Origin of the sequence: Sphingopyxis sp. FD7 (assembly GCF_003609835.1) — a bacterium.
Taxonomy (GTDB): Bacteria; Pseudomonadota; Alphaproteobacteria; order Sphingomonadales; family Sphingomonadaceae; genus Sphingopyxis.
In genome coordinates this window covers 1,890,574-1,914,746 of record NZ_AP017898.1, presented here as the reverse complement: position 1 = coordinate 1,914,746, position 24,173 = coordinate 1,890,574, and the positions used below count along the sequence as shown (strand labels likewise).

The 24,173-nt window shown below is 66.0% G+C and carries 26 protein-coding genes, 1 tRNA gene and 1 other RNA gene; 15 read left to right on the top strand and 13 right to left on the bottom strand.

Going from position 1 to position 24,173, the window contains the following annotated elements; genetic code table 11:
- The first annotated feature begins 48 nt into the window (after positions 1 to 48).
- The 3 genes from SPYCA_RS09005 to SPYCA_RS08995 all read left to right on the top strand — a co-directional run bounded on the left by SPYCA_RS09005 (position 49) and on the right by SPYCA_RS08995 (position 3,599).
- Entirely contained in the window at positions 49 to 942 is an 894-nt protein-coding gene (locus SPYCA_RS09005; protein WP_120222236.1) for an alpha/beta fold hydrolase, read from the top strand.
- Positions 939 to 2,111: a glycosyltransferase gene (locus SPYCA_RS09000; protein WP_120219869.1), complete on the top strand. Its 1,173-nt coding sequence runs from the start codon at positions 939 to 941 to the stop codon at positions 2,109 to 2,111. The genes SPYCA_RS09005 and SPYCA_RS09000 overlap by 4 nt, the downstream gene beginning before the upstream one ends.
- Before the next feature lie 84 nt (positions 2,112 to 2,195).
- On the top strand, positions 2,196 to 3,599 hold the full coding sequence (locus SPYCA_RS08995; protein ID WP_120219868.1) for an NAD(P)H-dependent flavin oxidoreductase: 1,404 nt from the start codon (positions 2,196 to 2,198) through the stop codon (positions 3,597 to 3,599).
- A gap of 86 nt (positions 3,600 to 3,685) precedes the next feature.
- On the opposite strand, the gene SPYCA_RS08990 is transcribed toward SPYCA_RS08995, so the two are convergent.
- Positions 3,686 to 4,684 (bottom strand): 2-hydroxyacid dehydrogenase, encoded by a 999-nt coding sequence (locus tag SPYCA_RS08990; RefSeq protein ID WP_120219867.1) that lies wholly within the window; start codon positions 4,682 to 4,684, stop codon positions 3,686 to 3,688.
- Between the two features lie 126 nt (positions 4,685 to 4,810).
- Here SPYCA_RS08990 and SPYCA_RS08985 point away from each other — a divergent pair, with 126 nt between their 5' ends.
- Positions 4,811 to 5,269, top strand: a complete 459-nt coding sequence (locus tag SPYCA_RS08985) for an SH3 domain-containing protein (RefSeq protein ID WP_172595024.1) — start codon at positions 4,811 to 4,813, stop codon at positions 5,267 to 5,269.
- 266 nt (positions 5,270 to 5,535) lie between these two features.
- Here the strand turns inward: SPYCA_RS08985 and SPYCA_RS08980 are convergent, their stop codons facing one another.
- Positions 5,536 to 6,003 carry a hypothetical protein gene (locus SPYCA_RS08980; RefSeq protein WP_120219866.1) on the bottom strand — a complete coding sequence of 156 codons (468 nt, stop codon included), beginning with the start codon at positions 6,001 to 6,003 and terminating at the stop codon, positions 5,536 to 5,538.
- A gap of 311 nt (positions 6,004 to 6,314) precedes the next feature.
- Positions 6,315 to 7,502 carry an acetyl-CoA C-acyltransferase gene (locus SPYCA_RS08975; protein ID WP_120219865.1) on the bottom strand — a complete coding sequence of 396 codons (1,188 nt, stop codon included), beginning with the start codon at positions 7,500 to 7,502 and terminating at the stop codon, positions 6,315 to 6,317.
- Positions 7,503 to 7,659: 157 nt separating this feature from the next.
- Between SPYCA_RS08975 and SPYCA_RS08970 the strand changes: the two genes are divergently transcribed.
- Positions 7,660 to 9,114 (top strand): coniferyl aldehyde dehydrogenase, encoded by a 1,455-nt coding sequence (locus tag SPYCA_RS08970; RefSeq protein ID WP_120219864.1) that lies wholly within the window; start codon positions 7,660 to 7,662, stop codon positions 9,112 to 9,114.
- A gap of 31 nt (positions 9,115 to 9,145) precedes the next feature.
- Here SPYCA_RS08970 and SPYCA_RS08965 read toward each other — a convergent pair whose 3' ends face one another.
- On the bottom strand, positions 9,146 to 10,240 hold the full coding sequence (locus tag SPYCA_RS08965) for an AI-2E family transporter (RefSeq protein WP_120219863.1): 1,095 nt from the start codon (positions 10,238 to 10,240) through the stop codon (positions 9,146 to 9,148).
- Between the two features lie 119 nt (positions 10,241 to 10,359).
- Here SPYCA_RS08965 and SPYCA_RS08960 point away from each other — a divergent pair.
- The 3 genes from SPYCA_RS08960 to SPYCA_RS08950 all read left to right on the top strand — a co-directional run bounded on the left by SPYCA_RS08960 (position 10,360) and on the right by SPYCA_RS08950 (position 13,226).
- Positions 10,360 to 10,444: transfer RNA gene (locus SPYCA_RS08960), tRNA-Leu, on the top strand.
- Between the two features lie 41 nt (positions 10,445 to 10,485).
- The gene (locus SPYCA_RS08955; RefSeq protein WP_120219862.1) at positions 10,486 to 12,264 is read left to right on the top strand and encodes a copper resistance system multicopper oxidase; all 1,779 of its coding nucleotides are present in this window, start codon (positions 10,486 to 10,488) and stop codon (positions 12,262 to 12,264) included.
- A complete protein-coding gene (locus tag SPYCA_RS08950) occupies positions 12,261 to 13,226 on the top strand; it encodes a copper resistance protein B (RefSeq protein WP_120219861.1) in 966 nt (321 codons plus the stop codon). Before SPYCA_RS08955 ends, SPYCA_RS08950 begins: the two co-directional genes overlap by 4 nt.
- Before the next feature lie 87 nt (positions 13,227 to 13,313).
- Here the strand turns inward: SPYCA_RS08950 and rpsD are convergent, their stop codons facing one another.
- Positions 13,314 to 13,925: a 30S ribosomal protein S4 gene (rpsD, locus tag SPYCA_RS08945; RefSeq protein WP_011541096.1), complete on the bottom strand. Its 612-nt coding sequence runs from the start codon at positions 13,923 to 13,925 to the stop codon at positions 13,314 to 13,316.
- A 199-nt stretch (positions 13,926 to 14,124) separates the two neighbouring features.
- Between rpsD and SPYCA_RS08940 the strand changes: the two genes are divergently transcribed.
- Positions 14,125 to 14,439: a chorismate mutase gene (locus SPYCA_RS08940; RefSeq protein WP_120219860.1), complete on the top strand. Its 315-nt coding sequence runs from the start codon at positions 14,125 to 14,127 to the stop codon at positions 14,437 to 14,439.
- A gap of 5 nt (positions 14,440 to 14,444) precedes the next feature.
- On the opposite strand, the gene SPYCA_RS08935 is transcribed toward SPYCA_RS08940, so the two are convergent.
- The 7 genes from SPYCA_RS08935 to rpiB form a co-directional block, all read right to left on the bottom strand.
- Positions 14,445 to 14,690, bottom strand: a complete 246-nt coding sequence (locus SPYCA_RS08935) for a hypothetical protein (protein ID WP_120219859.1) — start codon at positions 14,688 to 14,690, stop codon at positions 14,445 to 14,447.
- 220 nt (positions 14,691 to 14,910) lie between these two features.
- Complete coding sequence (locus SPYCA_RS08930) at positions 14,911 to 15,180, bottom strand: hypothetical protein (RefSeq protein WP_146625111.1); 270 nt, start codon at positions 15,178 to 15,180, stop codon at positions 14,911 to 14,913.
- Between the two features lie 39 nt (positions 15,181 to 15,219).
- On the bottom strand, positions 15,220 to 15,969 hold the full coding sequence (locus SPYCA_RS08925; protein WP_120219857.1) for an RNA methyltransferase: 750 nt from the start codon (positions 15,967 to 15,969) through the stop codon (positions 15,220 to 15,222).
- On the bottom strand, positions 15,966 to 16,433 hold the full coding sequence (gene nrdR, locus SPYCA_RS08920; RefSeq protein WP_120219856.1) for a transcriptional regulator NrdR: 468 nt from the start codon (positions 16,431 to 16,433) through the stop codon (positions 15,966 to 15,968). Before nrdR ends, SPYCA_RS08925 begins: the two co-directional genes overlap by 4 nt.
- A 269-nt stretch (positions 16,434 to 16,702) precedes the next feature.
- On the bottom strand, positions 16,703 to 16,921 hold the full coding sequence (locus tag SPYCA_RS08915) for a hypothetical protein (protein ID WP_120219855.1): 219 nt from the start codon (positions 16,919 to 16,921) through the stop codon (positions 16,703 to 16,705).
- 4 nt (positions 16,922 to 16,925) lie between these two features.
- Entirely contained in the window at positions 16,926 to 18,233 is a 1,308-nt protein-coding gene (gene glyA / locus SPYCA_RS08910; RefSeq protein WP_120219854.1) for a serine hydroxymethyltransferase, read from the bottom strand.
- A complete protein-coding gene (rpiB, locus tag SPYCA_RS08905) occupies positions 18,230 to 18,682 on the bottom strand; it encodes a ribose 5-phosphate isomerase B (RefSeq protein ID WP_120219853.1) in 453 nt (150 codons plus the stop codon). The genes glyA and rpiB overlap by 4 nt, the downstream gene beginning before the upstream one ends.
- A gap of 113 nt (positions 18,683 to 18,795) precedes the next feature.
- On the opposite strand from rpiB, the gene SPYCA_RS19250 reads away from it, so the two are divergent.
- Complete coding sequence (locus SPYCA_RS19250) at positions 18,796 to 18,960, top strand: hypothetical protein (RefSeq protein ID WP_172595023.1); 165 nt, start codon at positions 18,796 to 18,798, stop codon at positions 18,958 to 18,960.
- 101 nt (positions 18,961 to 19,061) lie between these two features.
- On the opposite strand, the gene SPYCA_RS08900 is transcribed toward SPYCA_RS19250, so the two are convergent.
- Positions 19,062 to 19,718, bottom strand: a complete 657-nt coding sequence (locus tag SPYCA_RS08900) for an alpha/beta hydrolase (RefSeq protein ID WP_011541103.1) — start codon at positions 19,716 to 19,718, stop codon at positions 19,062 to 19,064.
- 246 nt (positions 19,719 to 19,964) lie between these two features.
- Between SPYCA_RS08900 and SPYCA_RS08895 the strand changes: the two genes are divergently transcribed.
- The 5 genes from SPYCA_RS08895 to SPYCA_RS08875 all read left to right on the top strand — a co-directional run bounded on the left by SPYCA_RS08895 (position 19,965) and on the right by SPYCA_RS08875 (position 23,962).
- Positions 19,965 to 21,056, top strand: a complete 1,092-nt coding sequence (locus SPYCA_RS08895) for a cysteine desulfurase family protein (protein WP_120219852.1) — start codon at positions 19,965 to 19,967, stop codon at positions 21,054 to 21,056.
- On the top strand, positions 21,053 to 21,391 hold the full coding sequence (locus tag SPYCA_RS08890; RefSeq protein ID WP_120219851.1) for a 2Fe-2S iron-sulfur cluster-binding protein: 339 nt from the start codon (positions 21,053 to 21,055) through the stop codon (positions 21,389 to 21,391). Before SPYCA_RS08895 ends, SPYCA_RS08890 begins: the two co-directional genes overlap by 4 nt.
- 248 nt (positions 21,392 to 21,639) lie before the next feature.
- Positions 21,640 to 21,737, top strand: an RNA gene (gene ffs, locus SPYCA_RS08885) — signal recognition particle sRNA small type.
- Between the two features lie 192 nt (positions 21,738 to 21,929).
- The gene (locus SPYCA_RS08880; protein WP_443029474.1) at positions 21,930 to 23,630 is read left to right on the top strand and encodes a DNA polymerase III subunit gamma/tau; all 1,701 of its coding nucleotides are present in this window, start codon (positions 21,930 to 21,932) and stop codon (positions 23,628 to 23,630) included.
- Entirely contained in the window at positions 23,627 to 23,962 is a 336-nt protein-coding gene (locus SPYCA_RS08875) for a YbaB/EbfC family nucleoid-associated protein (protein ID WP_120219850.1), read from the top strand. Before SPYCA_RS08880 ends, SPYCA_RS08875 begins: the two co-directional genes overlap by 4 nt.
- The last annotated feature ends 211 nt before the right edge of the window (positions 23,963 to 24,173 follow it).

The window sequence follows — 24,173 nt, the reverse complement described above, 5'->3', positions numbered from 1 at the left end:
CCTGCGCGCCGTGGCGAGCGGGGTGAAAAGCCAAGGGGACGATCGATTCTGGCCAGAGACGACAGCCGCCGCGAATGGGCCGACCATTTTTGGTGGTCGCACGACGGCGTCCGGCTGCACGCGCGTGTCTATCCGGGGCCTGCGGGGAGCGAGGGTGCGCCGCCGATCCTGTGTATGCCGGGCCTCGCGCGCAATGCCCGCGATTTCGAGGATCTGGCTCCGCATGTCGCACAGCGGCGCAAGGTCGTCGTGATCGAGTTTCGCGGCCGCGGCGAAAGCGCCTACGCCAAAGACCCGATGACCTATGTTCCGCTCACCTATGTGCAGGATGTCGTGGCCCTGCTCGACGATCTGGGCATATCGCGCTTCGCGACGATCGGCACCTCGCTCGGCGGGCTCGTGTCGATGCTGATGGCGGCCAGCCTGCCGGGCCGGATCGTCGGCGCGGTGCTCAACGATGTCGGGCCCGAATTGCAGGCGGCGGGGCTGGAGCGCATTCGCGACTATATCGGGGCGGGCGGCAGCCAGCCGACATGGATGCACGCGGCGCGCGCCTTTGCCGAACTCAATGGCGCCATCTATCCGAATTATCGCATTCACGACTGGCTGCGGCTCACCAAGCGGACGCACAAGCTGACGCCAGAGGGGCGGATCGTCACCGATTACGACAAGCAGATCGCGGCGCCGCTGCGCGTTCCCAACGGCGGCGATGCCGGCATCGACCTGTGGCCCGCCTATCGCGCGCTTGGCGCCGTGCCGCTGCTTATTCTGCGCGGCGCGCTGTCGGACATATTGGCGCGCGGTGCGGCGGAAAAAATGGCGGCCGAGCTGGCGCACGCGCGCTTTGTCGAGGTGCCGGGGATCGGCCACGCACCGACGCTGGACGAGCCCGAAGCGCGCGCGGCGATCGACGCGTGGGTGGCGGAGCTGCCGCAAGCGTGAGCGCCGAGCAGCCCGAGGCCGCCCGGCCGATCCGCATCCTGCACCTCCATTCGAGCTTTTCACTGGGCGGCAAGGAAGCGCGCGCGGTGCGGCTGATGAACCTGATGGGCGGCCGCGCGCGTCACACGATCCTGTCGGCGGTGCCCGACGCGCTCGGCGCGCGGGACGCGATCGATCCTTCCATTGTCGTCGATTTTCCGCAGGATGCACCGCCGCTTCATGGCAAGCCGGGGCCCGCGCGCTACCGCGCGCTTGCGCGATATATGGGCGAGTTTGACCTGGTGCTCAGCTATAATTGGGGCGCGATGGACGGGGTGATGGCCCATCGCCTGTGGGCGCCGTTCGTGCGCCTGCCCCCGCTGATCCATCACGAAGATGGCTTCAACGAAGATGAAAGCATCCGGCGCAACTGGAAGCGGAACCTCTTTCGCCGGGTTGCGCTCCCGACGGCCGGGGCGCTTGTGGTGCCGTCGGCCCTGCTGGAGCGCATCGCGGCGGCCGAATGGGGCGCTCGCGAACAGACGGTGGTGATCCGCAACGGGATCGACACGGCATCCTATGCAGCCCCGCCGTCGGTCGCGATTCCGGGGCTGGAACGGCGTCCGGGCGAAGTGGTGATCGGAACCATCGCCGGGCTGCGCAAGGTCAAGGATCTGCCACGGCTGGTCCGCGCGGTCGCCACGCTGCCGCCGCACGTCCGGCTGGCGATCGTCGGCGAGGGGCCGGAGCGCGGTGCGATCGAGGCCGAGGCGGCGCGATGCGGGATCGCGGATCGCGTCGTCCTGGCCGGATTCATGGCTGAACCGGCGCGCTGGATCGGCCATTTCGACCTGCTCGCGCTGTCGTCGCTCAGCGAACAGGCGCCGATCGCGGTGATCGAGGCCATGGCGGCGGCGCTGCCGGTGGTCAGCCTGGCGGTCGGCGACGTCGCGGCGATGGTGTCCGACGCGAACCGGCCGTTCATCGCGGACGACGAGGGGGCGTTTCGCGCCGCGCTGGCCCGTGTCGCGGGCGATGACGCGCTGCGGCAGGCGGTCGGCGACGAAAACCGCCGGGTCGCGGCCGCGCGCTTCGACGAATCAACGATGGCCGCCGCCTATGAAAAGCTCTATGATCGCGCGCTTGGAAGCCACCGCCCGTTCAACGGGCGCCGGATCGGCGTCGATTGACAAAAGCGCCCGATTTCCGCTTACGGAAAAGGCAAAGGGGGCCGGTCCGCGATCGCGCATCGGCGGAGAGAGAGAAGGTTTAGAGTGTTCAAAGGTTTGAAGCCCATCCTTTATGGCGGGCGCGAAGTGTGGCCGCTGGTCGAAGGCGGCAAGGGCGTGTCGGCGACCAACCATATGTCGAGCGGCGCCTGGGCCGCGGCGGGCGGCATCGGCACCGTGTCGGCGGTCAACGCCGACAGCTATGACGCCGAAGGCAAGATCATCCCGCAAATCTATCGTGCGCTCACCCGCAGGGAACGGCACGAGGAACTGATCGCCTATGCGATCGACGGCGCGGTCGAGCAGGTCCGGCGCGCGCACGACATCGCGGGCGGCAAGGGCGCGATCAACATCAATGTGCTCTGGGAAATGGGCGGCGCGCAGCAGGTGCTCGAAGGCGTGCTCGAACGCGCCAGGGGCCTCGTCACCGGGGTCACCTGTGGCGCGGGGATGCCCTATAAGCTCAGCGAGATCGCCGCACGGCACAATGTCCATTATCTGCCGATCATTTCGTCGGCGCGCGCCTTTCGCGCGTTGTGGAAGCGCGCCTATCACAAGGTCGCCGACCTGATGGCGGCGGTGGTGTATGAGGATCCCTGGCTTGCGGGTGGGCACAACGGCCTGTCGAACGCCGAAGATCCGCTGAAGCCCGAGGCGCCCTATCCGCGCGTCAAGGCGCTGCGCGACACGATGCGCGCCGAGGGCATATCGGACGATGTGCCGATCGTGATGGCGGGCGGCGTCTGGTATCTGCGCGACTGGGAGGATTGGATCGACAATCCCGAACTCGGCCAGATCGCATTCCAATACGGCACGCGCCCGCTGCTGACCGAGGAAAGCCCGATCCCGCAGGCGTGGAAGGATCGCCTCCGCACGCTCGACGAAGGCGATGTATTGCTCCATCGCTTCTCGCCGACGGGATTTTATTCCAGCGCGGTGCGCAATCCCTTTCTGCGCGACCTCGAGGCGCGCTCGGAACGCCAGATTCCCTATTCGAAGCAGGAAGCGGGCGACCATGTCGTGCAGCTTGACGTCGGCGTGAAGGGCAAGAATTTCTGGGTCACCCCGCACGACCGCGACCGCGCGCGCGACTGGTATGCCGAAGGCTATACCGAGGCGCTGAAGACCCCCGACAATACGGTGGTTTTCGTCACCGAGGCCGACAAGGCGATGATCCGCAAGGACCAGGCCGACTGCATGGGCTGCCTGTCGCACTGCGGCTTTTCGGCGTGGAAGGACCATGATGATTATTCGACCGGCTATCTCGCCGATCCGCGCAGCTTCTGTATCCAGAAAACATTGCAGGACATCGCGCATGGCGGCGACGTCGAACAAAATCTGATGTTCGCGGGCCACGCGGCGTTCAATTTCAAGACCGACCCCTTTTATTCCAACAACTTCACCCCGACGGTGAAACAGCTGGTCGACCGGATTCTGACGGGGGACTGACCCGAAACGTCGCCCCAGCGAAAGCTGGGGCCGCTATCGTTCCTCAAGGCCGCGAGCGATCCCAGCTTTCGCTGGGACGTCGATTGCTACGCCCACCCCTCCAGCACCTGATCGGGCGGCCGATGCCCGTCGCACCAGGCGCGGATGTTGGCGATGACCTTTTCGCCCGAGGCTTCGCGCCCCTCGATCGTCGCCGAGCCGAGGTGCGGCAGCAGCACGACATTCTGGAGCGCAAGCAGCGCGGGGTCGACCGCGGGCTCGTGGGTATAGACGTCGAGCCCGGCGCCGGCGATGCGACCGGTCTGGAGCGCCGCGATCAGCGCCTTTTCATCGACGATCTCGCCGCGCGCGGTGTTGATGAGATAGGCGGTCGGCTTCATCGCGCCGATCCGCGCCGCATTGACCATCTCGTGCGTTTCGGCGGTGTGCGGGCAGTGGATCGTCACGACGTCGCTGATGCGCAGCAGCGTGTCGACACTGGCGTGATAGCTGGCGCCCAGCTCCTCTTCGATGGCTTCGGGCAGGCGTCTGCGGTTATGATAATGGATCGACAGGCCGAACGCACGCGCGCGGTGCGCAACCGCGAGGCCGATGCGTCCCATCCCGATGATGCCGAGCAATTTGCCGCCGACGCGGTGGCCGAGCATCGCGCTCGGCGCCCAGCCCGCCCATTGGCCCGACCGCATCAGCTTTTCGCCCTCGGCCAGGCGCCGCGGCACGCTGAGAATCAGCGCCATCGTCATGTCGGCGGTGTCTTCGGTGAAGACCCCCGGCGTGTTCGACACCATGATGCCCTTTGCGCGCGCCGCGGCGAGGTCGATATGGTCGACCCCGGCGCCGAAATTGGCGATCAGCTTCAATCGTTCGCCCGCCGCAGCGATGACCTCGGCGTCGATCGTGTCGGTCACCGTCGGTACGAGCACGTCGCAATCGGCGACCGCGGCCTTAAGCTCGTCCTTGGTAAAGGCGTGATCGTGCGCCGACAGCGCGACGTCGAACAATTCGGCCATGCGCGCCTCGACATGTGGCATCAACTGGCGGGTGACGATGACGCGCGGGCGTTTGGGGCGGGATGAATCGGGCATGGCCGCCGATAGAGCGCGCCCGCGCGGAGGGGTCAAGGGGGGAGGCGGAGCGAAGCCTGTGGACGACCGGTCCTGTGCGCCATGCGGCCGGTTGATAATGGGCGGCGACTTTGACAAGGGAAAGCCATGACCAGCCGGAAACTTGCCCTGATTTTGTTCAGCCTTGCCGCCGCGGGACCGGCATCGGCGCAGTCGGACCCCGAATTGCCCTATTGGGCGTCGATCAGCGTCGACGAGGCGCGGATGCGCAAGGGGCCGTCGATCGACGTGCCCGTATTGTGGGAGTATCGCCGCAAGGACTTGCCGGTAAAGGTGATCGCGCGCCACGAGAACTGGCGCCGCGTCGAAGACCCCGACGGCGCGCGCGGCTGGATGGCGGCGCGGCTTTTGAGCCGCACGCGCACCGCGATCGTCACCGGCGCGGTCCGCCCGATGCGTGAAGAGCCCAGCCTGTCCGCCGCGGTTGCCTATCGCGCCGAGCCGGGCGTCGTCGGCCGGATCAGCGATTGCCAGGACGGATGGTGCCGCTTTGACGTCAAGGGTCGCAAGGGCTGGATACAGACCGACCATATCTGGGGCGATTGACCGCGCCGGGGTGTGGGGGTTTCGACCGATTGCGGACGCGGCGCTCCTCCCCGGAACGGGGAGGGGGATCACCGAAGGTGGTGGAGGGGCACCATCGGTCGAACGCGGCCTATGCGGGCCCGTACCCCTCCACCATGCTTCGCATGGTCCCCCTCCCCCTGCGGGGGAGGATCGGCCGGAATCCACCCCAAAGCAGTCATCAAGGCCGCCGACAAAAAGAAAGCCGGACGGTCGCCCGCCCGGCCCTCTTCGTCATCCGCAGGGACTCAACGCCAGCGGAAATGGTTGCGATAGACGCGGATCACCTTGCCGCTGCGTACATTGACCAGCAACAGGTCGTTATAGTGGCGCACATAGACCAGGTTGCGGCCCGCGCGCGGCACGCCCCAGCGGCTGTCCCACGCGGGACGATAGGCGGGCGCATAATAGGCGGGGCGCAGCGTCGCGCCGACGCGGAACGACTGATAGCGGAAGGGCGCGCGGTAATGCTGGTAGCGCGCGTCGCGGCGCCAGTCGCGCTTGCTTTCGCGCAAGTCGCGGCGCGCGTCATTATATTCGCGCCGCTCCTCGCGAATGTCGCCGCGGTCGCCATATCGCAGCGCGTCGCGATATTCGCGGCGCTCCTCGCGCACGTCGCGGCGGTCTTCACGGATTTCGCGCGTCTGCGCCTGCGCGGCTGTCGGGACGATCATCGCGGCGATCAGACCGGCCGCGAGATATTGCATCTTCTTCATGGTGCCATTCCTTTGCATCCGTCAGGGACGGGCGATCTGCCCGATGACAGGGCAAGGATTAGGCGCGCCCGCTTGAACGGTCCCGGAATGCCGCGTTTATTTTCAGGTCATTAGTGTCGCAATTTGTCGCGGGGAGGGCGATGGAAGGGCGACGTCTTGCGAAGGGTGAGCGGAACTGTCCCCCCGTCATTGCGAGCGAAGCGGGCCGAAGGCGGCCGTAGGCCAACCAATCCCCAGTTATCGGCCCTGGTGGACGATAGCTGGGGATTGCCGCGTCGCTTCGCTCCTCGCAATGACGGAGGAATTGGGCTTCAGACCAGCTCGATCGCCACGGCGGTTGCTTCGCCGCCGCCGATGCACAGGCTTGCGATGCCGCGTTTCTTGCCGTGGCGCTGGAGCGCCGCGATCAGCGTCGTGATGATCCGCGTGCCGCTGGCGCCGATCGGATGGCCGAGCGCGGTCGCGCCGCCGTGGACGTTGATCTTGTCGTGCGGGATGCCCAGGTCGTGCATCGCGAACATCGCCACACATGCGAACGCTTCATTGACCTCGAACAGGTCGACGTCGCCGATGCTCCAGCCGGTCTTGGCCAGCAGCTTGTTGATCGCGCCGACGGGGGCGACCGTGAAATCCTTGGGCTCCTGCGCGTGGGCGGCGTGCGCGACCAGGCGCGCGACGGGCTTCGCCCCCCTGGCGTCGGCGACCGACTGGCGCGTCAGCACGACCGCGGCGGCGCCGTCGGAGATCGACGAGCTGGTCGCCGCGGTGATCGTGCCGTCCTTGGCAAAGGCGGGCTTCAGCGTCGGTATCTTGTCGGGCATCGCCTTGCCCGGCGCCTCGTCGGTGTCGACGACGACGTCGCCCTTGCGGCCCGCGATCGTCACCGGCGCGATTTCGGCGGCGAAGGCGCCCTCGGCGATCGCCGCCTTGGCGCGGCTCAGCGAGGTCAGCGTATAATCGTCCATCGCCTGGCGGCTGAGCTGATAGGCGTCGGCGGTATCCTGCGCAAAGGTGCCCATCGCGCGCCCCGCGTCATAGGCATCTTCCAGCCCGTCGAGGAACATATGGTCATAGGCGGTGTCGTGGCCGATGCGCGCGCCCGAGCGGTGCTTCTTGAGCAGATAGGGCGCGTTGGTCATCGACTCCATGCCGCCCGCGACGATCAGGTCGACGCTGCCCGCGGCCAGCGCCTCGGCGCCCATGATGACGGTCTGCATCCCCGATCCGCAGACCTTGTTCACCGTCGTCGCCTGCACCGACTTGGGCAGGCCCGCCTTGATCGCCGCCTGGCGCGCCGGCGCCTGGCCGAGCCCGGCGGGCAGGACGCAGCCCATATAGATGCGCTCGATGTCGTCACCCGAAACCCCGGCGCGCTCGACCGCCGCCTTCACCGCGGTCGCGCCAAGGTCGGTCGCGCTCGCGTCCGACAGGCTGCCCTGCATGCTGCCCATCGGGGTGCGGGCAAAGGACAGGAAAACAACGGGATCGGTGGCGGTCATGGCAGAGACTCCGTAAGGGAAAGCGATGTCGGCGGCCCGATTAGCGGAAATGCTGCAATTGCGAAAGGGGCAGCGCCAAGATGGGAGGCGCGTTTCATCTTGCAACCCGCCGTGCGCCATGGTCAAACATCGCGCGAAACCACAAGGGAGACGGGTCATGGCTACCGCAATCAGGCAGGACATCGCTGGCGAAACGGCGCGGATGCAGGCGGTGCTCGCGGCGCAGAAGGCGAGCTTTACCGCCGCCATGCCCGAAAGCCTGGCGGTGCGCAGCGACCGCATCGACCGCGCCATCGCGCTGCTCGTCGACCATGCCGAGGAGTTTGCGAAGGCGGTGAGCGAGGATTTCGGCCATCGCAGCCGCGAACAGACGCTGATGACCGACATCATGCCCTCGGTCAGTGCGCTCAAACATGCGAAGAAGCATATGGCGAGCTGGGCAAAGGGCGAGAAAAGGAAGCCCACCTTTCCGCTAGGCCTGCTCGGAGCGAAGGCCGAGGTCGTCTATCAGCCGAAGGGCGTCGTCGGCGTCGTGAGCCCATGGAACTTTCCCGTCGGGATGGTTTTCGTGCCGATGGCGGGCATCCTTGCGGCGGGCAACCGCGCGATGGTGAAACCGAGCGAGTTCACCGAAAATGTCTCGAACCTGATGGCGCGGCTCGTTCCCGACTATTTCGACGAGAGCGAGATGGCGGTGTTCACCGGCGATGCCGAGGTCGGGATCGCCTTTTCCAGGCTCGCCTTCGACCATATGATCTTCACCGGCGCGACCAGCGTGGGGCGGCATATCATGCGCGCTGCGGCCGACAATCTTGTGCCCGTCACGCTCGAACTTGGCGGCAAGTCGCCGACTTTCATCGGGCGCAGCGCGAACAAGGATCTGGTCGGCCAGCGCGTCGCGCTCGGCAAGATGATGAACGCGGGGCAGATATGCCTCGCGCCCGACTATCTGCTCGTCGCCGACGATCAGGAGGGCGAGGTGATCGACAGCGTGGCCAGGGGCGCCGCCGCGCTCTATCCGACGCTGCTCGCCAACGACGATTACACCTCGGTGGTGAACGGCCGCAATTACGACCGGCTGCAATCCTATCTGGCCGACGCGCGCGACAAGGGCGCCGAGGTGATCGAGGTCAATCCGGGGGCTGAGGATTTCGCGAGCGCCAACGGCCACAAGATGCCGCTCCACATCGTCCGCAATCCCACCGACGACATGAAGGTGATGCAGGAAGAGATTTTCGGTCCCATCCTGCCGGTCAAGACCTACCGGAATATCGACGAAGCCATCGACTATGTGAACGGCCACGACCGCCCGCTCGGCCTCTATTATTTCGGGCAGGACAGGAGCGAGGAGGAGCGGGTGCTCACCCGCACTATTTCTGGAGGGGTCACGGTCAACGACGTGCTGTTCCACAATGCGATGGAGGATCTGCCCTTTGGCGGCATCGGGCCGTCGGGCATGGGCAATTACCACGGGATCGACGGCTTCCGCACCTTCAGCCACGCGCGCGCGGTGTATCGGCAGCCAAAGCTCGACGTTGCGGGCCTTGCGGGTTTCAAGCCGCCCTATGGCAAGGCGACGGCGAAGACACTGGCGAAGGAATTGAAGAAATAGCCAATAGCCCCGTCATTGCGAGCGCGAAAAGCTAATCCGCCCCCGCGATCTTGATCGCTTTCCCCAGCAACGTCTTCACATACACCCGCTGCACCAGCACATAGACCACCACCGTCAGCGGCGCGGCGAGCAGCACGCCGAGGAAGCCGAACAGCAATCCCGCCGCGACGACCGCGAACAACAGCACCGCGGGCGGCACGTCGACCGCCTGTTTCTGGATCATCGGCTGCAGGAAATTGCCCTGCAATTGCTGAATGACGAGGAACAGGATCAGTGTCCACAGCGCCGTCATCGGCGACACGGTGAAGGCGAGCAGGACGGCGGGGATGCCCGCAATGATCGGGCCGATCATCGGGATGACATCGAGCAACCCGGCGATGAGGCCGAGACCGCCCGCCGCGGGCACGCCCAGCAGCGCAAGCCCAGCCCAGGTAAGCGCCGCGACGACGAGCGAAGATACCGCCTGTCCGACCATCCAGCCTTTCAGCCCGCGCGCCGCATCGTCCAGCGCGAGTGCGGCGGTCGCTTCGGCGCGTTCGGGCATCAGCAGCAGCAGGCCGCGGCGATAGGTGGCGGGATCGCTCGCAAGGAAAATCCCGGCGACGAGCACGAGCACGAAATCGGCGATGCCGCTGCCCGCGGCGAGCGCATAGCCCCCCGCCTGCGAGACGATCTGCGAAATATCCTCGCTGCCCACCTCGGCCAGCGCGCGCACCCGTGCGCCGAAGCCGTAGCGGTCGAGGAAGGCTTCGACCCCCTGCAAGGCGCGCGGCACCTGCTGCTGGATCGTGTCGATCTCGCGCGCGAGCTGCGATCCGAAGAGAATGAAGGCCCCGGCAAAGACGGCGATCATCCCTGCGACCGACAGCGCGAGCGCGAGCCCGCGCCCGACGCGCACATGGCGCACGATCCAGCTCGCGATCGCATCGAACACCGCGCCGAGTACGACGGCGGCGAACACCAGCATGAAAAAGCGCGTCAGGCTGATCGCGAGCCATGCGACGCCGACAATCGCGATGACGATCACCGCCGCCATGGCGATGCGGCCGGGACCGAAAGCGGGTGCGGACGGCGTCTTGGCCGACGGGGCGGAAGGGGCGGGGGATGCCTTGTTCTTCTCGGTCATATGCCTCTCTTATGCAGGATGCCGCTTATCCACTAGACGGAAAGCATCTTTCTGTGGCAACGGCTGCCCCGCAGCGGCGAAGGCGCGGGAATCGAAATCCGCACCGACGCCGTCCACGGGCCCCTGTGGTGAAATTGGTAGACGCGCTCGACTCAAAATCGAGTTCCGCAAGGAGTGCTGGTTCGAGTCCGGCCAGGGGCACCAAAGCCGTCGAGACGCGGCGGCCAGTGATTTCAAAAGCCAGGATGGATATGCATATCGACAGGCGCGGGTTCGTGAACGGGGCGCTCGGTGGCGGTGCGCTGGCGGCGCTCGCCGCCTGCTATCCGGCGTGGGCGCAGCCGGTATCGGCGGGGATCGCGCCGCCGCTGCCCAGCGTGTCGGGAACCGACATCCGCCTGCGCATCGCGCGCCAGACGCTGCGCGTCGACGGCAAGGTCACGCGCGCGATCGGCATCAACGGCACGGTGCCGGGGCCGCTCATCCGCCTGAAGGAAGGGCAGCAGGCGCGACTCACCGTCGTCAACGACCTTGACGAGGACAGTTCGATCCACTGGCACGGGCTGATCCTGCCCTTCCATATGGACGGCGTTCCGGGGGTCAGCTTTCCCGGCATCAAGCCCCGCTCGACCTTCGTTTACGAGTTTCCCATCGTCCAGTCGGGCACCTATTGGTATCACAGCCATTCGGGATTGCAGGAACAGCTTGGTCATTATGGCCCGATCGTCATCGATCCCGCCGATGCCGATCCCGTGGCTTTTGATCGTGAACATGTAATCGTGTTGTCGGACCACAGCCGCCTGTCGCCGCACGAGATCTTTCGCAAGCTCAAGGTCAATCCGGGCCATTTCAACATGCAGCGCCAGACGCTTGCCGGATTGCTGAATGGCGAGGACCAGCCGCTGAAAGACCGGCTGGCGTGGGGGGCGATGCGGATGGACCCCACCGACGTCGCCGACGTCAATGGCTCGACCTATACATTCCTCGTCAACGGCTATGGCCCAGCGGACAATTGGACCGCCCTGTTCCGTCCCGGCGAGCGCGTGCGGCTGCGGATCATCAATGCCTCGGCGATGACGATTTTCAACGTGCGCATTCCGGGACTGGCGATGACGGTGGTGCAGGCCGACGGGCTGAACGTCCGGCCGGTCGCGGTCGACGAGTTCCAGATCGGCGTCGCCGAAACCTATGACGTCATCGTCACCCCGGTCGAGGAGCGCGCCTACAGCTTCGTGGCCGAGGCGAACGACCGGTCGGGCCTGGCGCGCGCGACGCTGACGCCGCGCGCCGGACTGGTCGCGCCCGTTCCCGCGCTGCGCGCCCGCCCGCTCGCGACGATGAAGGACATGGGCATGGGCGACATGTCGGATGGCGAGGGTGGCGATACTGCCTGCACCGCAGAGCATGCCGCAATGGGCCACTGCACCCCGGCGGGCGAGGGCGCGCACGCCGGTCATGGTGGCATGGACCATAGTATGCGCGACTTTTCGGTTGCCCCGCAGGTAAAGCGCGACCCCAGCGTCCAGTCGATCTCCCCCATGCCGGTCGACCGGATGGCCGAGCCGGGGCAGGGATTGGAGGATGTGGGGCACCGCGTGCTCACCTATCACGACCTTGTCGCGCTCGACCGCAACCCCGACGTCCGCGCGCCGTCGCGGTCGCTCGACATCCACCTCACCGGCAACATGGAACGCTTCATGTGGTCGTTCGACGGGGTGAAGATGTCGGATCATCACGAACCCATCCCCTTTATCGAGGGCGAGCGTGTGCGCGTGAATCTCATCAACGATTCGATGATGAGCCATCCGATCCACCTGCACGGCCATTTTTTCGAGCTGGTGACGGGCAAGGGCGACCACGCGCCGCGCAAGCATACGGTGATCGTCCAGCCGGGCGGCATCGCGACCTTTGACTTCACTGCCGATGCGCTCGGCGACTGGGCGTTCCACTGCCACCTTCTCTATCATATGCACGCAGGCATGATGCGCGTCGTCAGCGTGCGTCCGAAGGGGGATGCGGCGTGACGCGCGCCTTGCTGCTGGTCGGCCTGTCGCTCGCCGCCTTTGCGGCGCCCGCGGCGGCGCAGTCGCACCATGGCGGGCATCATGCGCCGACCGCCGAACCCAGGAAGCCGGCCGCGCAGGGCGATTCTGCCTGCACGCCCGATCATGCGGCCATGGGGCATTGCACCCCGGCCGACGATAGGCCCGCCGAAGCACCAGCGGGCGTCGGCACCGACCTTCCCGCTGGCGACGCCCCCGCGCCGCCGCCGCCGGGCGACTGGTATGCCGACCGCTATTTCCCGAAAAGCGAGATGGACCATGCGCGCCATGCGATGATGGTCGAAAACGGCGGTCAGAGGGTGGGTTTCGTCAGCCTCAATCTCGCCGAATATCAGGCGCGCAAGGGCCGCGACGGCTTTCGTTGGGAAGGCGAGGGCTGGTACGGCGGCGACATCCATCGGCTGACGGTCAAGAGCGAGGGCGAAACCGCGTTCGGCGAGGGCGTCGAGGCGGCCGAGGCGCAACTTCTCTACAGCCGCGCGATCGGCCCCTATTTCAACGCGCAGGCCGGGGTGAGGCAGGATTTTGGGCACGGGCCGGACCGCACCCATGCGGTGATCGGGGTCGAGGGACTGGCGCCTTACTGGTTCGAGGTCGAGGGCGCGCTGTTCCTGTCCGACAAGGGCGACCTCACCGCGCGCATCGAGGGCAGCTACGACCAGCGCATCACCCAGCGGCTGATCGTGCAACCGATGGCCGAGATCAATTTCGCGGCGCAGGATGTGCCCGAGAGCGGAATCGGGGCAGGTCTGTCCGATATCGAGCTGGGCCTTCGCCTCCGCTACGAGATCGTCCGCGAATTTGCGCCCTATGTGGGCATCGAGTGGGCGCGCAAGATCGGCGGCACGGCGCGCCTCGCGCGCGCCGACGGCGACGACGTCGACAGCCTGAATGTCGTTGCCGGGGTGAAGCTCTGGTTCTGAAGCGCGGCGTGCGCGTCGGCACCGCGCGAACCGAAAAGGGCGGCCCGTTGCCGGACCGCCCCTTTGTTTCCGCGATGAATCGCCCGATCAGCGCGAATAGAATTCGACGACCAGATTGGGTTCCATCTTCACCGGATAGGGCACTTCGTCGAGCGTGGGCACGCGGACATAGGTGGCCTTGGTGCCGTCGACCGCCAGATATTCGGGCAGATCGCGTTCGGGCAGGCTCTGCGCTTCGGCGACCAGCGCCATTTCCTGCGCCTTCTTGCCCAGGGTGATTTCGTCGCCCGGCTTCACGAGGCGGCTCGCGATGTTGCACTTCACGCCGTTGACATAGACGTGGCCATGGCTGACGAGCTGGCGCGCCGAGAAGATGGTCGGCGTGAACTTGGCGCGATAAACGACCGCGTCGAGGCGGCGTTCGAGCAGGCCGATCAGGTTCTGGCCGGTATCGCCCTTCATCCGCGACGCTTCGATATAGTTCTTCTTGAACTGCTTTTCGGTGATGTCGCCGTAATAACCCTTCAGCTTCTGCTTGGCGCGCAGCTGGATGCCGAAGTCCGACATCTTGCCCTTGCGGCGCTGGCCGTGCTGGCCGGGGCCATATTCGCGGCGATTGACCGGGCTTTTCGGGCGACCCCAGATGTTTTCGCCCATCCGGCGGTCGAGTTTATACTTGGCGCTCTGGCGCTTCGACATTTGCGTCTCCAATATGCTCTGTGCCGAGGGATTTCGGCGCTTCCCGGATCGCACCGCACAGAGGTTTCCGTGCGCGACCGCCGCTTCACCGGGGTGCGGAGTCCATTGCGAAGGCGGGCGGTTAGACGGGAAGGGGCGCAAAGTCAAGCGCCGCGCCGCGCGCTCGACAGCGGCGAAAAAGCCGCTAAAGGCTGCGCGCATGACGCGCGCCAAACTTCCTCACCAATGCGAAACCATGGCCGACGTCCGCGCCGGCGTTGACCAGGTCGACCGCGAACTCGTCGCCCTGCTCGTCCGGCGTTTCGGCTATATGGACGCCGCGGCGCGGATCAAGACCGACCGCGCCACCGTGCGCGACGAAGCGCGCAAGGCCGAAGTGCTCGACAATGTCGCGCGCGCGGCGGAGGTCGCGGGGCTCGAACCCGCGCGGCTGCGCGCGGTGTGGAATGAACTCGTCGAACAATCGATCGCCTATGAGGCGGTTCAGTGGGATCGCGTGCGCGCTCGCGACTGAGCCGTTCAGTTCATATTGTCGGCCGCGGGTTTTTCGGCGGCTGCCTGGGTCACGTCGCCGACGGGTTTCGCAGGCTCCGATACCGTGCGGCAAACACGCTTCGGCACGGAACTGCCGGTCATTTCGATCTTCTGACAGATTTTTCTGGGCTTGGCCGGCTTGGCAGGCTTGTCGGCGTCGGTCGCTGTCGGCGATGCAGCAACCTCGGGCGCCGCCGAGGCGAGGGAAAGAGCGAGCAACAGGCTGATCATGCGAACAAAACTCCTGGAGGATTGGGAGGGGGTGGTCCGGACGGACCTTTGGCGATTATGTATTTACCGGTAATTGCCGCTCGGGTCGGCGACAATGACGTCCAAGGTAGTCGGTCTGTCGACGGACGGGGCTAGGAAGGATCGGATTGATCGAACCGCGACAGGGACCGCCCACAGCTTGCTGCACGATCTCGTCGCTTCAATTTCACTGAAACGGGGTCTAATCGACCGCGCCGTTTCCAATCTGTGCCTTGTAACTTTGATCAATCAATTCGAGCGATTGCATTCCGGCGCCGCTCTCGTTCGCCCATTCCTGTTCGGATTTGCAGATGCGGCGGCTGAGATTGCTTCCCGTCCGCCGAGCGCTTTTGCAAACCCGCTTGGGCTTCCTTGCCTTTTCGGGCGTGGCCTGTGTTGCCACGGTCGCTTGTTCATTGGCGTCAGTCGGCGCCGACGCGGCAAAGGCCGCCGCGAGGAGAAGGGTCATCACGGGAAGGGGCTCCTGAAATTATCTATTGGAACCAGCCTATTATATTTTTCTGCCGCGGCCAAGAGCCACAATGACCCCGTGCATCATGCGGATGTCGTTGTGCGACCAGCCCGTCTTGGTCAGCGTCGTGCGCAGGGCGCGCAGCGTCGCCTCGCGGCGTTCGGGCGGAAAGAAATAACCGCTTTTGTCGAGGTCGCGCACCAGATGCCCGATCAACTCCTCGAGCTCGCCGTGCGGCGCGGGGGGATCGAGCGGAACCTGGGGCGGGCTGGCAAGCGCGGCGACGCCCTCGCCGATCCCGGCGACATGCTTTGACCATTCATAGGCAAGCAGAATCACTGCCTGCGCCAGATTGAGCGAACCGAAGGCCGGGTTGATCGGCACGGTGACGATCGTGTGCGCGAGCGCGACATCATCGGTTTCGAGTCCCGATCGCTCGGGGCCGAAAACATAGGCCGATCGCCCGGCACGCGCGTGAACCTCCCGCGCCGCGGCTTCGGGGGTCAGCACCGGCTTGGTGACGCCGCGCTTGCGCACCGTGGTGGCATAGATGGTCGTGCAGTCGGCGACCGCATCGGCCAGCGTTTCAAAGACCTTCGCGTCCGCAAGCACCACGTCGGCCCCGGCTGACGCCGGCCCGGCATCGGGATTGGGCCAGCCGTCGCGTGGACTGACAAGCCGCAGCTCGGTAAGCCCGAAGTTCAGCATCGCGCGCGCCGCCTTGCCGATATTCTCACCAAGCTGCGGACGGACAAGGACGATGACGGGGGGCGGGGATGTCACGTTCATTTGTTCGGTCGCGCCGCCTCGGTGATCGTCGAGGCGAATTCCTCGAAATCCTTGGCTTCGGTGAAGTCGCGATAGACGCTGGCGAAGCGGATATAGGCGACATTGTCGAAGCCCTTCAAAGCCTCCATCACCATCGCGCCGATCTGCGACGCCTGCACCTCGCTCTCGCCCGAGGTTTCCAGCTGGCGCTGGATGCCCGACACCAGGCGTTCGATCCGCGCGCCGTCGATCGGGCGCTTGCGGCACGCGATCTGGACGCTGCGCATCAGTTTTTCGCGGTCGAAGGGTTCGCGCGTCCCGCCCGCCTTGAGCACCGCGACTTCGCGCAGCTGGATGCGCTCGAACGTCGTGAAGCGCGCGCCGCAATCCTCGCACTGGCGGCGACGACGGATCGCCGCGCCGTCCTCGGTCGGACGGCTGTCCTTCACCTGGCTGTCTTCATGTCCGCAATAGGGGCAGCGCATCGTTAGGGTCCGAACTCGATTGCAGCGCCGTCGAGGCGTCCAAATGGCGAACAGAACGGGCCGAAAGACGCGCCAGGAAGGCTGGTTGCCTTTCCAAGCGTCTTTCGGGTCGAGATGGAAGCCATTTGAGCGTCTCGAAGAGATTTGATCAAAATGGCCCATTGCCTCGTCGAGAAGCCTTGAAATATTGACATATTACTGCGCCTTCTCTCCTCGCACTGGGCCATTTTGCTTCAAACCTCGACGGCGCTGCAATCGAGTTCGGACCCTTAGCGCTTCACCCGGGTATAGAGCGCAATGGCCGCGCCCGCGAAAAGGCCGACCGGCCAGGTCACAACCGGCAGCACCGCGCCCGCCACCGCACCGATCACGCCGCCGGTCAGCACCGTGGGCGTTGAGGGATGCGCCATCCCCTGCCTGCCCATCGCCTTGACCTCTTCGATCGTGAGTTCGATCAGCGTCGGCTCCTCGGGGTGCTGGCGCGCCATCGCCCTATCCCTGATAGATGGGGAAGCGTTCGCAAAGCGCGCGCACGCGGCGGCGGACATCGGCCTCGACGTCGGCGTCGCCATGCTCGCCCTTGTCGCGCAGCGCCTCGAGCACGTCGGCCACCATATCGCCGATTTCCTCGAACTCGGCGATGCCGAAGCCGCGCGTCGTGCCCGCGGGCGAACCGACGCGGATACCGCTGGTCTTGACCGGGGGCAGCGGGTCGAAGGGCACGCCATTCTTGTTGCAGGTGATCGCGCTGCGCTCGAGCGCCTCGTCGGCGTCGCGGCCGGTGATGCCGAGCGGGCGCAGGTCGATGAGGGCAAGGTGCGTGTCGGTGCCGCCGGCGACAATGTCGGCGCCGCGCGCCTTCAATCGGTTCGCGAGCGCCTGCGCATTGGCGATCGTCGCTTTCGCATAGTCCTTGAACTCGGGGCGCAGCGCTTCGCCGAAGGCAACCGCCTTGGCGGCGATGACGTGCATCAGCGGGCCGCCCTGCAGGCCGGGGAAGACCGCCGAGTTGATCCGCTTGGCGATCGCCTCGTCATTGGTCAGGATCATGCCGCCGCGCGGGCCGCGCAGCGTCTTGTGCGTCGTGGTGGTGACGACATGCGCGTATGGCAGCGGCGAAGGGTGCGCGCCGCCCGCGACGAGCCCCGCGAAATGCGCCATGTCGACCATCAGCAGCGCGCCGACATCGTCGGCAATGGCGCGGAAGCGCGCGAAATCGAGCGTGCGCGGATAGGCCGAACCGCCCGCGATGATGAGCGACGGGCGATGCTCTTTCGCCAATGCTTCGACCTGGTCGAAATCGACGAGATGATCGTCGGCGCGCACGCCGTACTGGACGGCGTTGAACCATTTGCCCGACATCGCGGGCGGCGCGCCGTGCGTCAGATGGCCGCCGGCGTCGAGGCTCATGCCGAGGATCGTCGCGCCGGGCTTGGTCAGCGCGAGCATGACGGCGCCGTTCGCCTGCGCGCCCGAATGCGGCTGGACATTGGCATAGCCGCAATCGAAGAGTTGCCTGGCGCGGTCGATGGCAAGCCGCTCGACCTCGTCGGACGGCGCGCAGCCCTGATAATAGCGGCGACCCGGATAACCTTCGGCATATTTGTTGGTGAAGACCGACCCCTGGGCTTCGAGCACCGCTTTCGAGACGATATTCTCGCTCGCGATCAGTTCGATCTGATATTGCTCGCGTTCGAGTTCGTGCTGCATCGCCGCCGCGACCGCAGGATCGACGGTGCCGACCCCGTCAGTGAAATAGCCGGCCGATTTGATGGGCTTGTCGAGCGTTTCTGTGGTCATCGGCTGGTCTCCAGTTGGGGAGGATTGGAAAGTTTGTCGACGCGCCGCGCGTGGCGGTCGCCGGCAAAATCGGTGGTCAGGAAGGCATCGAGACAGGCCTTGGCCATGTCGATGCCGGTAAGGCGCGCGCCCATCGCGATGACGTTCGCATCATTATGCTCGCGCGCCAGCTTTGCCGACAGCGGTTCGGACACGAGCGCGCAGCGTGCGGCGGGATTGCGGTTGACCGAGATGGAAATGCCGATGCCCGAACCGCAGAGCGCCACACCCCGCTCCGCGCGCCCCTCGGCAATCGCAGCGCCGAGGCGATAGCCATAATCGGGATAGTCGACGCTTTCGGGGCCGTTGGTGCCGAGATCCTCGACCGCATGCCCCTGTTCGCGCAGCCAGTCGGCGAGCAGGGCTTTGAGCTCAAAGGCGGCGTGGTCGGAGGCGATGGCGATGCGCATGGTGCGGCTCCCGCAGAGGCTCAAGGGAATCGATGAGCGCGCTTTAGGCGAAGGCGCGGGACTTTGCCATAAGCGAGGTGGCAAATTTGTGACGCCACGGGTACAGCCGCGCCATGTCCGATACGATCATCTCGATCCTGATGCTCACCGGCGTCGCGCTGACCGGTGGCGCGGCTTATGTGTTCCGCCGGGGCGACCGCCGCCGCGCGCTGCTGATGCTGGTCGCCGCGCTGGTGATGTTCGCCAATGTCGCGGTGTGGCTGGTGCCGGTGACATAGCATTTCGTCATGGCGAGCGCCGCGAAGCAATCTCCAGCCATCGGCGTGAACTGCCGCATGCTGGAGATCGCTTCGTCGCTTCGTTCCTCGCGATGACGGGTTTAGCGGATCGGCGAATCAGGCGCGAGCCGCATATCCAGATAATTGTCGAGCGACTTCATCAGCTGGTCGAGCTCATGCTCGAAGAAATGGTTCGCGCGCGGGATCTCGTCGTGATGGATGGTGATGCCCTTTTGGGTGCGCAGCTTGTCGACCAGTTTCTGCACCGCCGACGGCGGCACGATCTCGTCCTGCCCGCCCGCGACGATGATGCCCGACGAGGGGCAGGGGGCGAGGAAGCTGAAGTCATACATGTTCGCCGGCGGCGCCACCGACAGGAAGCCGCGGATTTCGGGACGGCGCATGAGCAGTTGCATCCCGATCCACGCGCCGAAGCTGAACCCCGCGACCCAGGTGGTCTGCGCCTCGGGGTGGATCGACTGCACCCAGTCGAGCGCCGAGGCGGCGTCGGAAAGCTCGCCGATGCCATTGTCGAAAGTGCCCTGGCTGCGGCCGACGCCGCGGAAGTTGAAGCGCAGCACCGCGAAGCCGCGCGCGACGAAGCTCTTGTACATCGCCTGTGTGATGCGGTCGTTCATCGTGCCGCCGCCCTGCGGGTGCGGGTGGAGGATCAGCGCGACCGGCGCGCGCGGACGCGGCGGCGGAGAAAAACGGCCTTCGATGCGGCCCTCGGGGCCGGGGAATATGACGTCGGGCAATGCACACCTCGATTTCTTGGGCTGGCCCCCGATTCGCCGGACCGGCGGGGTGGCGGAGCGGAAGCGGCGCCTATATAGAAAATAGGTCTCGACTTGCAACTTTTGCGAATCACTCGCAATAAGATGCAGTTTGCTGTCTTCTCCGTTCGCATCGAGCGAAGTCGAGATGCCCATCGGCGACGCGCTATTTCGATGGGTGTCTCGACTTCGCTCGACACGAACGGAACAGGAAATGGTGCCGCCGGAATGATCTACCTCGATTATCAAGCCACCACGCCGCTCGCGCCCGAGGCGCGCGAGGCGATGCTGCGCTGGCTTGAGGGGCCGGGTGGGAGCGACGGTTTCGCGAACCCGTCGAGCACGCACAAGGCGGGACGCGCTGCCGCCGCCGCGGTCGAGGTCGCGCGCGATCAGGTCGCGGCGCTGCTGCCCATGGGTGGGCGCGTCTTCTTCACCTCGGGCGCGACCGAGGCGCTCAACTGGGCGCTGTTTCGCGGCGCCGAAGCGAAGCCGGGGGGCGTCGCCGGGCTCAGCATCGAACATGCGGCGTCGCTGCAATGTCTGGAGCGGTTGAACGCGACGATCCTGCCCGTCGATGGCAGGGGGCTGGCGCAGCAGCCCGATCCCGCCCTCATCCCCGAAAACGGCATCGTCGCCGTGATGCTGGTGAACAATGAGGTCGGGACGATCCAGCCGGTCGCCGACTTTGCCGCCGCCGCCCATGCGAAGAACAGCCTTCTGCTCTGCGACGCCGTCCAGGGCTTTGGTCGCATCGCGATTCCCGAAGGCGCCGATTTGATCGCCGTGTCGGCGCACAAGATCCACGGTCCCAAGGGCATCGGCGCGCTGTGGGTGCGCGACGGGGTGGACCTTGAACCGCTGATGGTCGGTGGCGCGCAGGAACAGGGGATGCGCTCGGGCACGGTGTCGCCCGCGCTTTGCGCCGGCTTCGGCGCGGCGGCGGCGCTCGCGGCCGAGCGGATGGACAAGGATGCCGAACATGCCGAGCGGCTCTGGTCGCTCGCGATGGGAATGCTCCCCGAATGGACGCTCAACGGCGATGCGGAGCGCCGCTATCACGGCAATCTCAATATCCGGCGCGAGGGCGTAAACGGTCTGCGGCTGATGTCCGACGCGCGCGATATCGCCTTTTCGCTCGGCAGCGCGTGCGGCAGCGGATCGGGCAAGGTCAGCCATGTGCTGCGCGCGATGGGGGTGAGCGAGGGCGATGCCCGCGCCTCGATCCGCCTCGGCTGGGGACGCTATACGACCGAAGCGGAGTTGCGCGACGGCTTGAATGCGATCAAGGCCGCGGCGCGGCTGCAAGGGGTCAATTGATGCGCATCACCTTCATCCACTCCGACGGCAAGGGCCGCACCGAGGCCGAGGCGCAGCCGGGCGACATATTGCTCGACGTCGCGCAGGCGCATCTGATGCCGCTCGAAGGCACGTGCGAAGGTCAGATGGCCTGCTCGACCTGCCATGTCATCGTGGCGAAAGAGGATTTCGACCGCCTTCCGCCCGCGAGCGAGGAGGAAGAGGATATGCTCGACCTGGCGGCGGGCGCGCGGCGGACGAGCCGCCTGTCGTGCCAGATTGTGCTGGCCGAGGCGATGGACGGGCTGACGGTCCATATCCCGGCGGAAAGCCGGAATATGCAGGGCGCGCGGTGACTGCTTCCGGCCGGTAGCGGCCATTCTCTCCCCTCCCGCTTGCGGGAGGGGTCGGGGGTGGGCAGCAGCGTGGCAATGGCCCACCCCGCTGCGACTAACGAACAAAGTTCGTAAGTCTCGCTGCCCCTCCCGCTTGCGGGAGGGGAGACCAGCGCAACCCCTCAACGTCCGCTCCCCACGCCAAAGCCGACCTGATCCCGATTGACGGCGCCGATCTTGCATTTGTGTGCGTCTGCCGTCATATGCGCCGCGGGAGTCGGGCGGACGCAGTCTTCGCCAACCCGGTCAGGTCCGGAAGGAAGCAGCCGCAACGAATTCGCTGCGGGTCGTTCCGGCTCCCACCCTCAGAATCAATTTGTCCTGCATCGTCACCCTGAACTTGTTTCAGGGTCCATGGCCCGAGCTCTCGTTCGGCGCGGCGCTGAATGGCGAGGGCCGACCATGGATGCTGAAACGAGTTCAGCATGACGAAGAGCGCGAAAACATGCGCTCAGCTTTCCCCTTCGACAAGACCGCGGCGTCGCCCTAAGACGGGGCCATGAGCGATTCCGCCGACGACGAAACCCCGATGCTGGGCATGGACCTGCCGGAGACCGCGCCGCCCGCCGCCGCCAGCGGTCCCTACCGCGTCCTCGCGCGCAAATATCGTCCGCAAACCTTTGCCGAGCTGATCGGGCAGGATGCGATGGTGAAGACGCTCGGCAATGCGATCGCGCGCGACCGGCTCGCGCACGCCTTTCTGATGACCGGGGTGCGCGGCGTGGGCAAGACGTCGACCGCGCGGCTGATCGCCAAGGCTTTGAATTGCATCGGTCCCGACGGGCAGGGCGGGCCGACGATCGACCCGTGCGGGGTGTGCGAGCCGTGCCGCGCGATCACCGAAGGCCGCCATATCGACGTGATCGAGATGGATGCCGCGTCGAACACCGGCGTCGACGATGTGCGCGAGATCATCGAGGCGGTGCGCTACGCCGCCGTGTCGGCGCGCTACAAGATCTACATCATCGACGAAGTGCATATGTTGTCGCGTAACGCGTTCAACGCGCTCTTGAAAACGCTCGAAGAGCCGCCGCCGCACGTCAAGTTCCTCTTCGCGACCACCGAAGTGGGCAAGGTGCCGGTGACGGTGCTCTCGCGCTGCCAGCGCTTCGACCTGCGCCGCATCACCCCCGACATGCTGTTCGCGCATTTCAGCTCCATCCTGCAAAAGGAGGGCGTCGAGGCCGATGCGCCGGCAATCTGGCTGATCGCGAGCGCGGCCGAAGGGTCGGTTCGCGACGGGCTTTCAATTCTCGACCAGGCGATCGCGCACGCGGACCTCGACGGCGGTGGAAGGATCAGCGCCGATCAGGTGCGCGCGATGCTCGGTCTGTCCGACCGTTCGTCGATCGCGCAGTTGATGGCGGCGATCCTTGAAGGGAACAGTGGCGGCGCAATCGACCTCGCCCGCGCGCAATATGCGCTGGGGATCGAACCCGTTGCGATGGTCCGCGGCCTGATGGACCTCACCCACGCGGTCACGCTCGCCAAGGTGTCGCGCCACGACGATCCCGCGCTCGCCGCCGCCGACCGCGAGCGTATCGCCGACTGGGCGCAAAAGCTGGGTTTCGCACCCTTGAACCGGCTATGGCAATTGCTGCTGAAGGGGCATGAGGAGGTGCTCCGCGCGAACAATCCGCTCGAACATCTCGAAATGCTGCTGCTGCGCGTCATCTATGCCGCATCGCTCCCCGATCCGGGCGAGCTGGCCCGGCTGCTCGAATCGGGCGGCGTGCCGACGATGCCCGTTGCCGCCCCGCCCGCAGCGGCGTCGGGACCGGAAAGTGCGACGGCCGAGCCGACGCCGACAGACGAAGCTCCGGCGAGCGCACTCACCATCGCGCAGATCCACCATCTGCTCGAAAGCACCGGAAACCATCAGCTTGCACGGCAAGTCTATGATGACGTCCAGGTTCTGGAGCTCGAACCCGGCCGCCTCGTCTATGCCCCCGCGCCGATGCTCGACGGCGATTTCGCACGGCGGCTCGGCGAGGCGCTGTTCAGCCAGACGGGGAGCCGTTGGCAGGTGCGCGAAGGCGTGGGCGAGGGGCGGCCCAGCCTGGGGCAGATGAAGGCGGCGCAGCTTGCCGACAATGATGCGCGCATCCGCGAACTGCCCGTCGTAAAGGCCGCCCTGGCCGCTTTTCCCGACGCGCGGCTTGTCGAAGGCGACAATAATCAGCATAGGTCCAGTCCATGAAATCGATCGAAGAAATGATGAAGGCGGCGCAGGAAGCCGCCGCCACCGTGCAGGCGCAGATGCAGGAGGCGCAGGCGAAGCTCGACAGTGTCGAGGTCGAAGGCGTGTCGGGCGGCGGCCTGGTGAGGATCAAGGCGACCGCCAAGGGGCGGATCAAGGCGATCCACATCGACGACAGCCTGATCGTCCCCGCCGACAAGCAGATGCTCGAAGACCTGCTTGCCGCCGCGTTCAACGACGCGCGCGAAAAGGCCGATGCCGCGAGCAACGAGGAAATGGGCAAGATGACGAGCGGCCTGCCGCTGCCGCCGGGTTTCAAGCTGCCGTTTTGAGCAAAATGGTCCTCCCTGTGGCGAAGCCATGGGGAGGGGGACCGCTCGCGAAGCGAGTGGTGGAGGGGGCTGCGACGGTAGCGCCAAAGCCCCTCCGTCAGCGCTTCGCTCTGCCACCTCCCCATGGCTTCGCCACAGGGAGGATCGATGGCCGTTCAGCACTGCGTCATTGAACGCCGCGCAAGTTACGCCATATTAGCGTTGAATACCC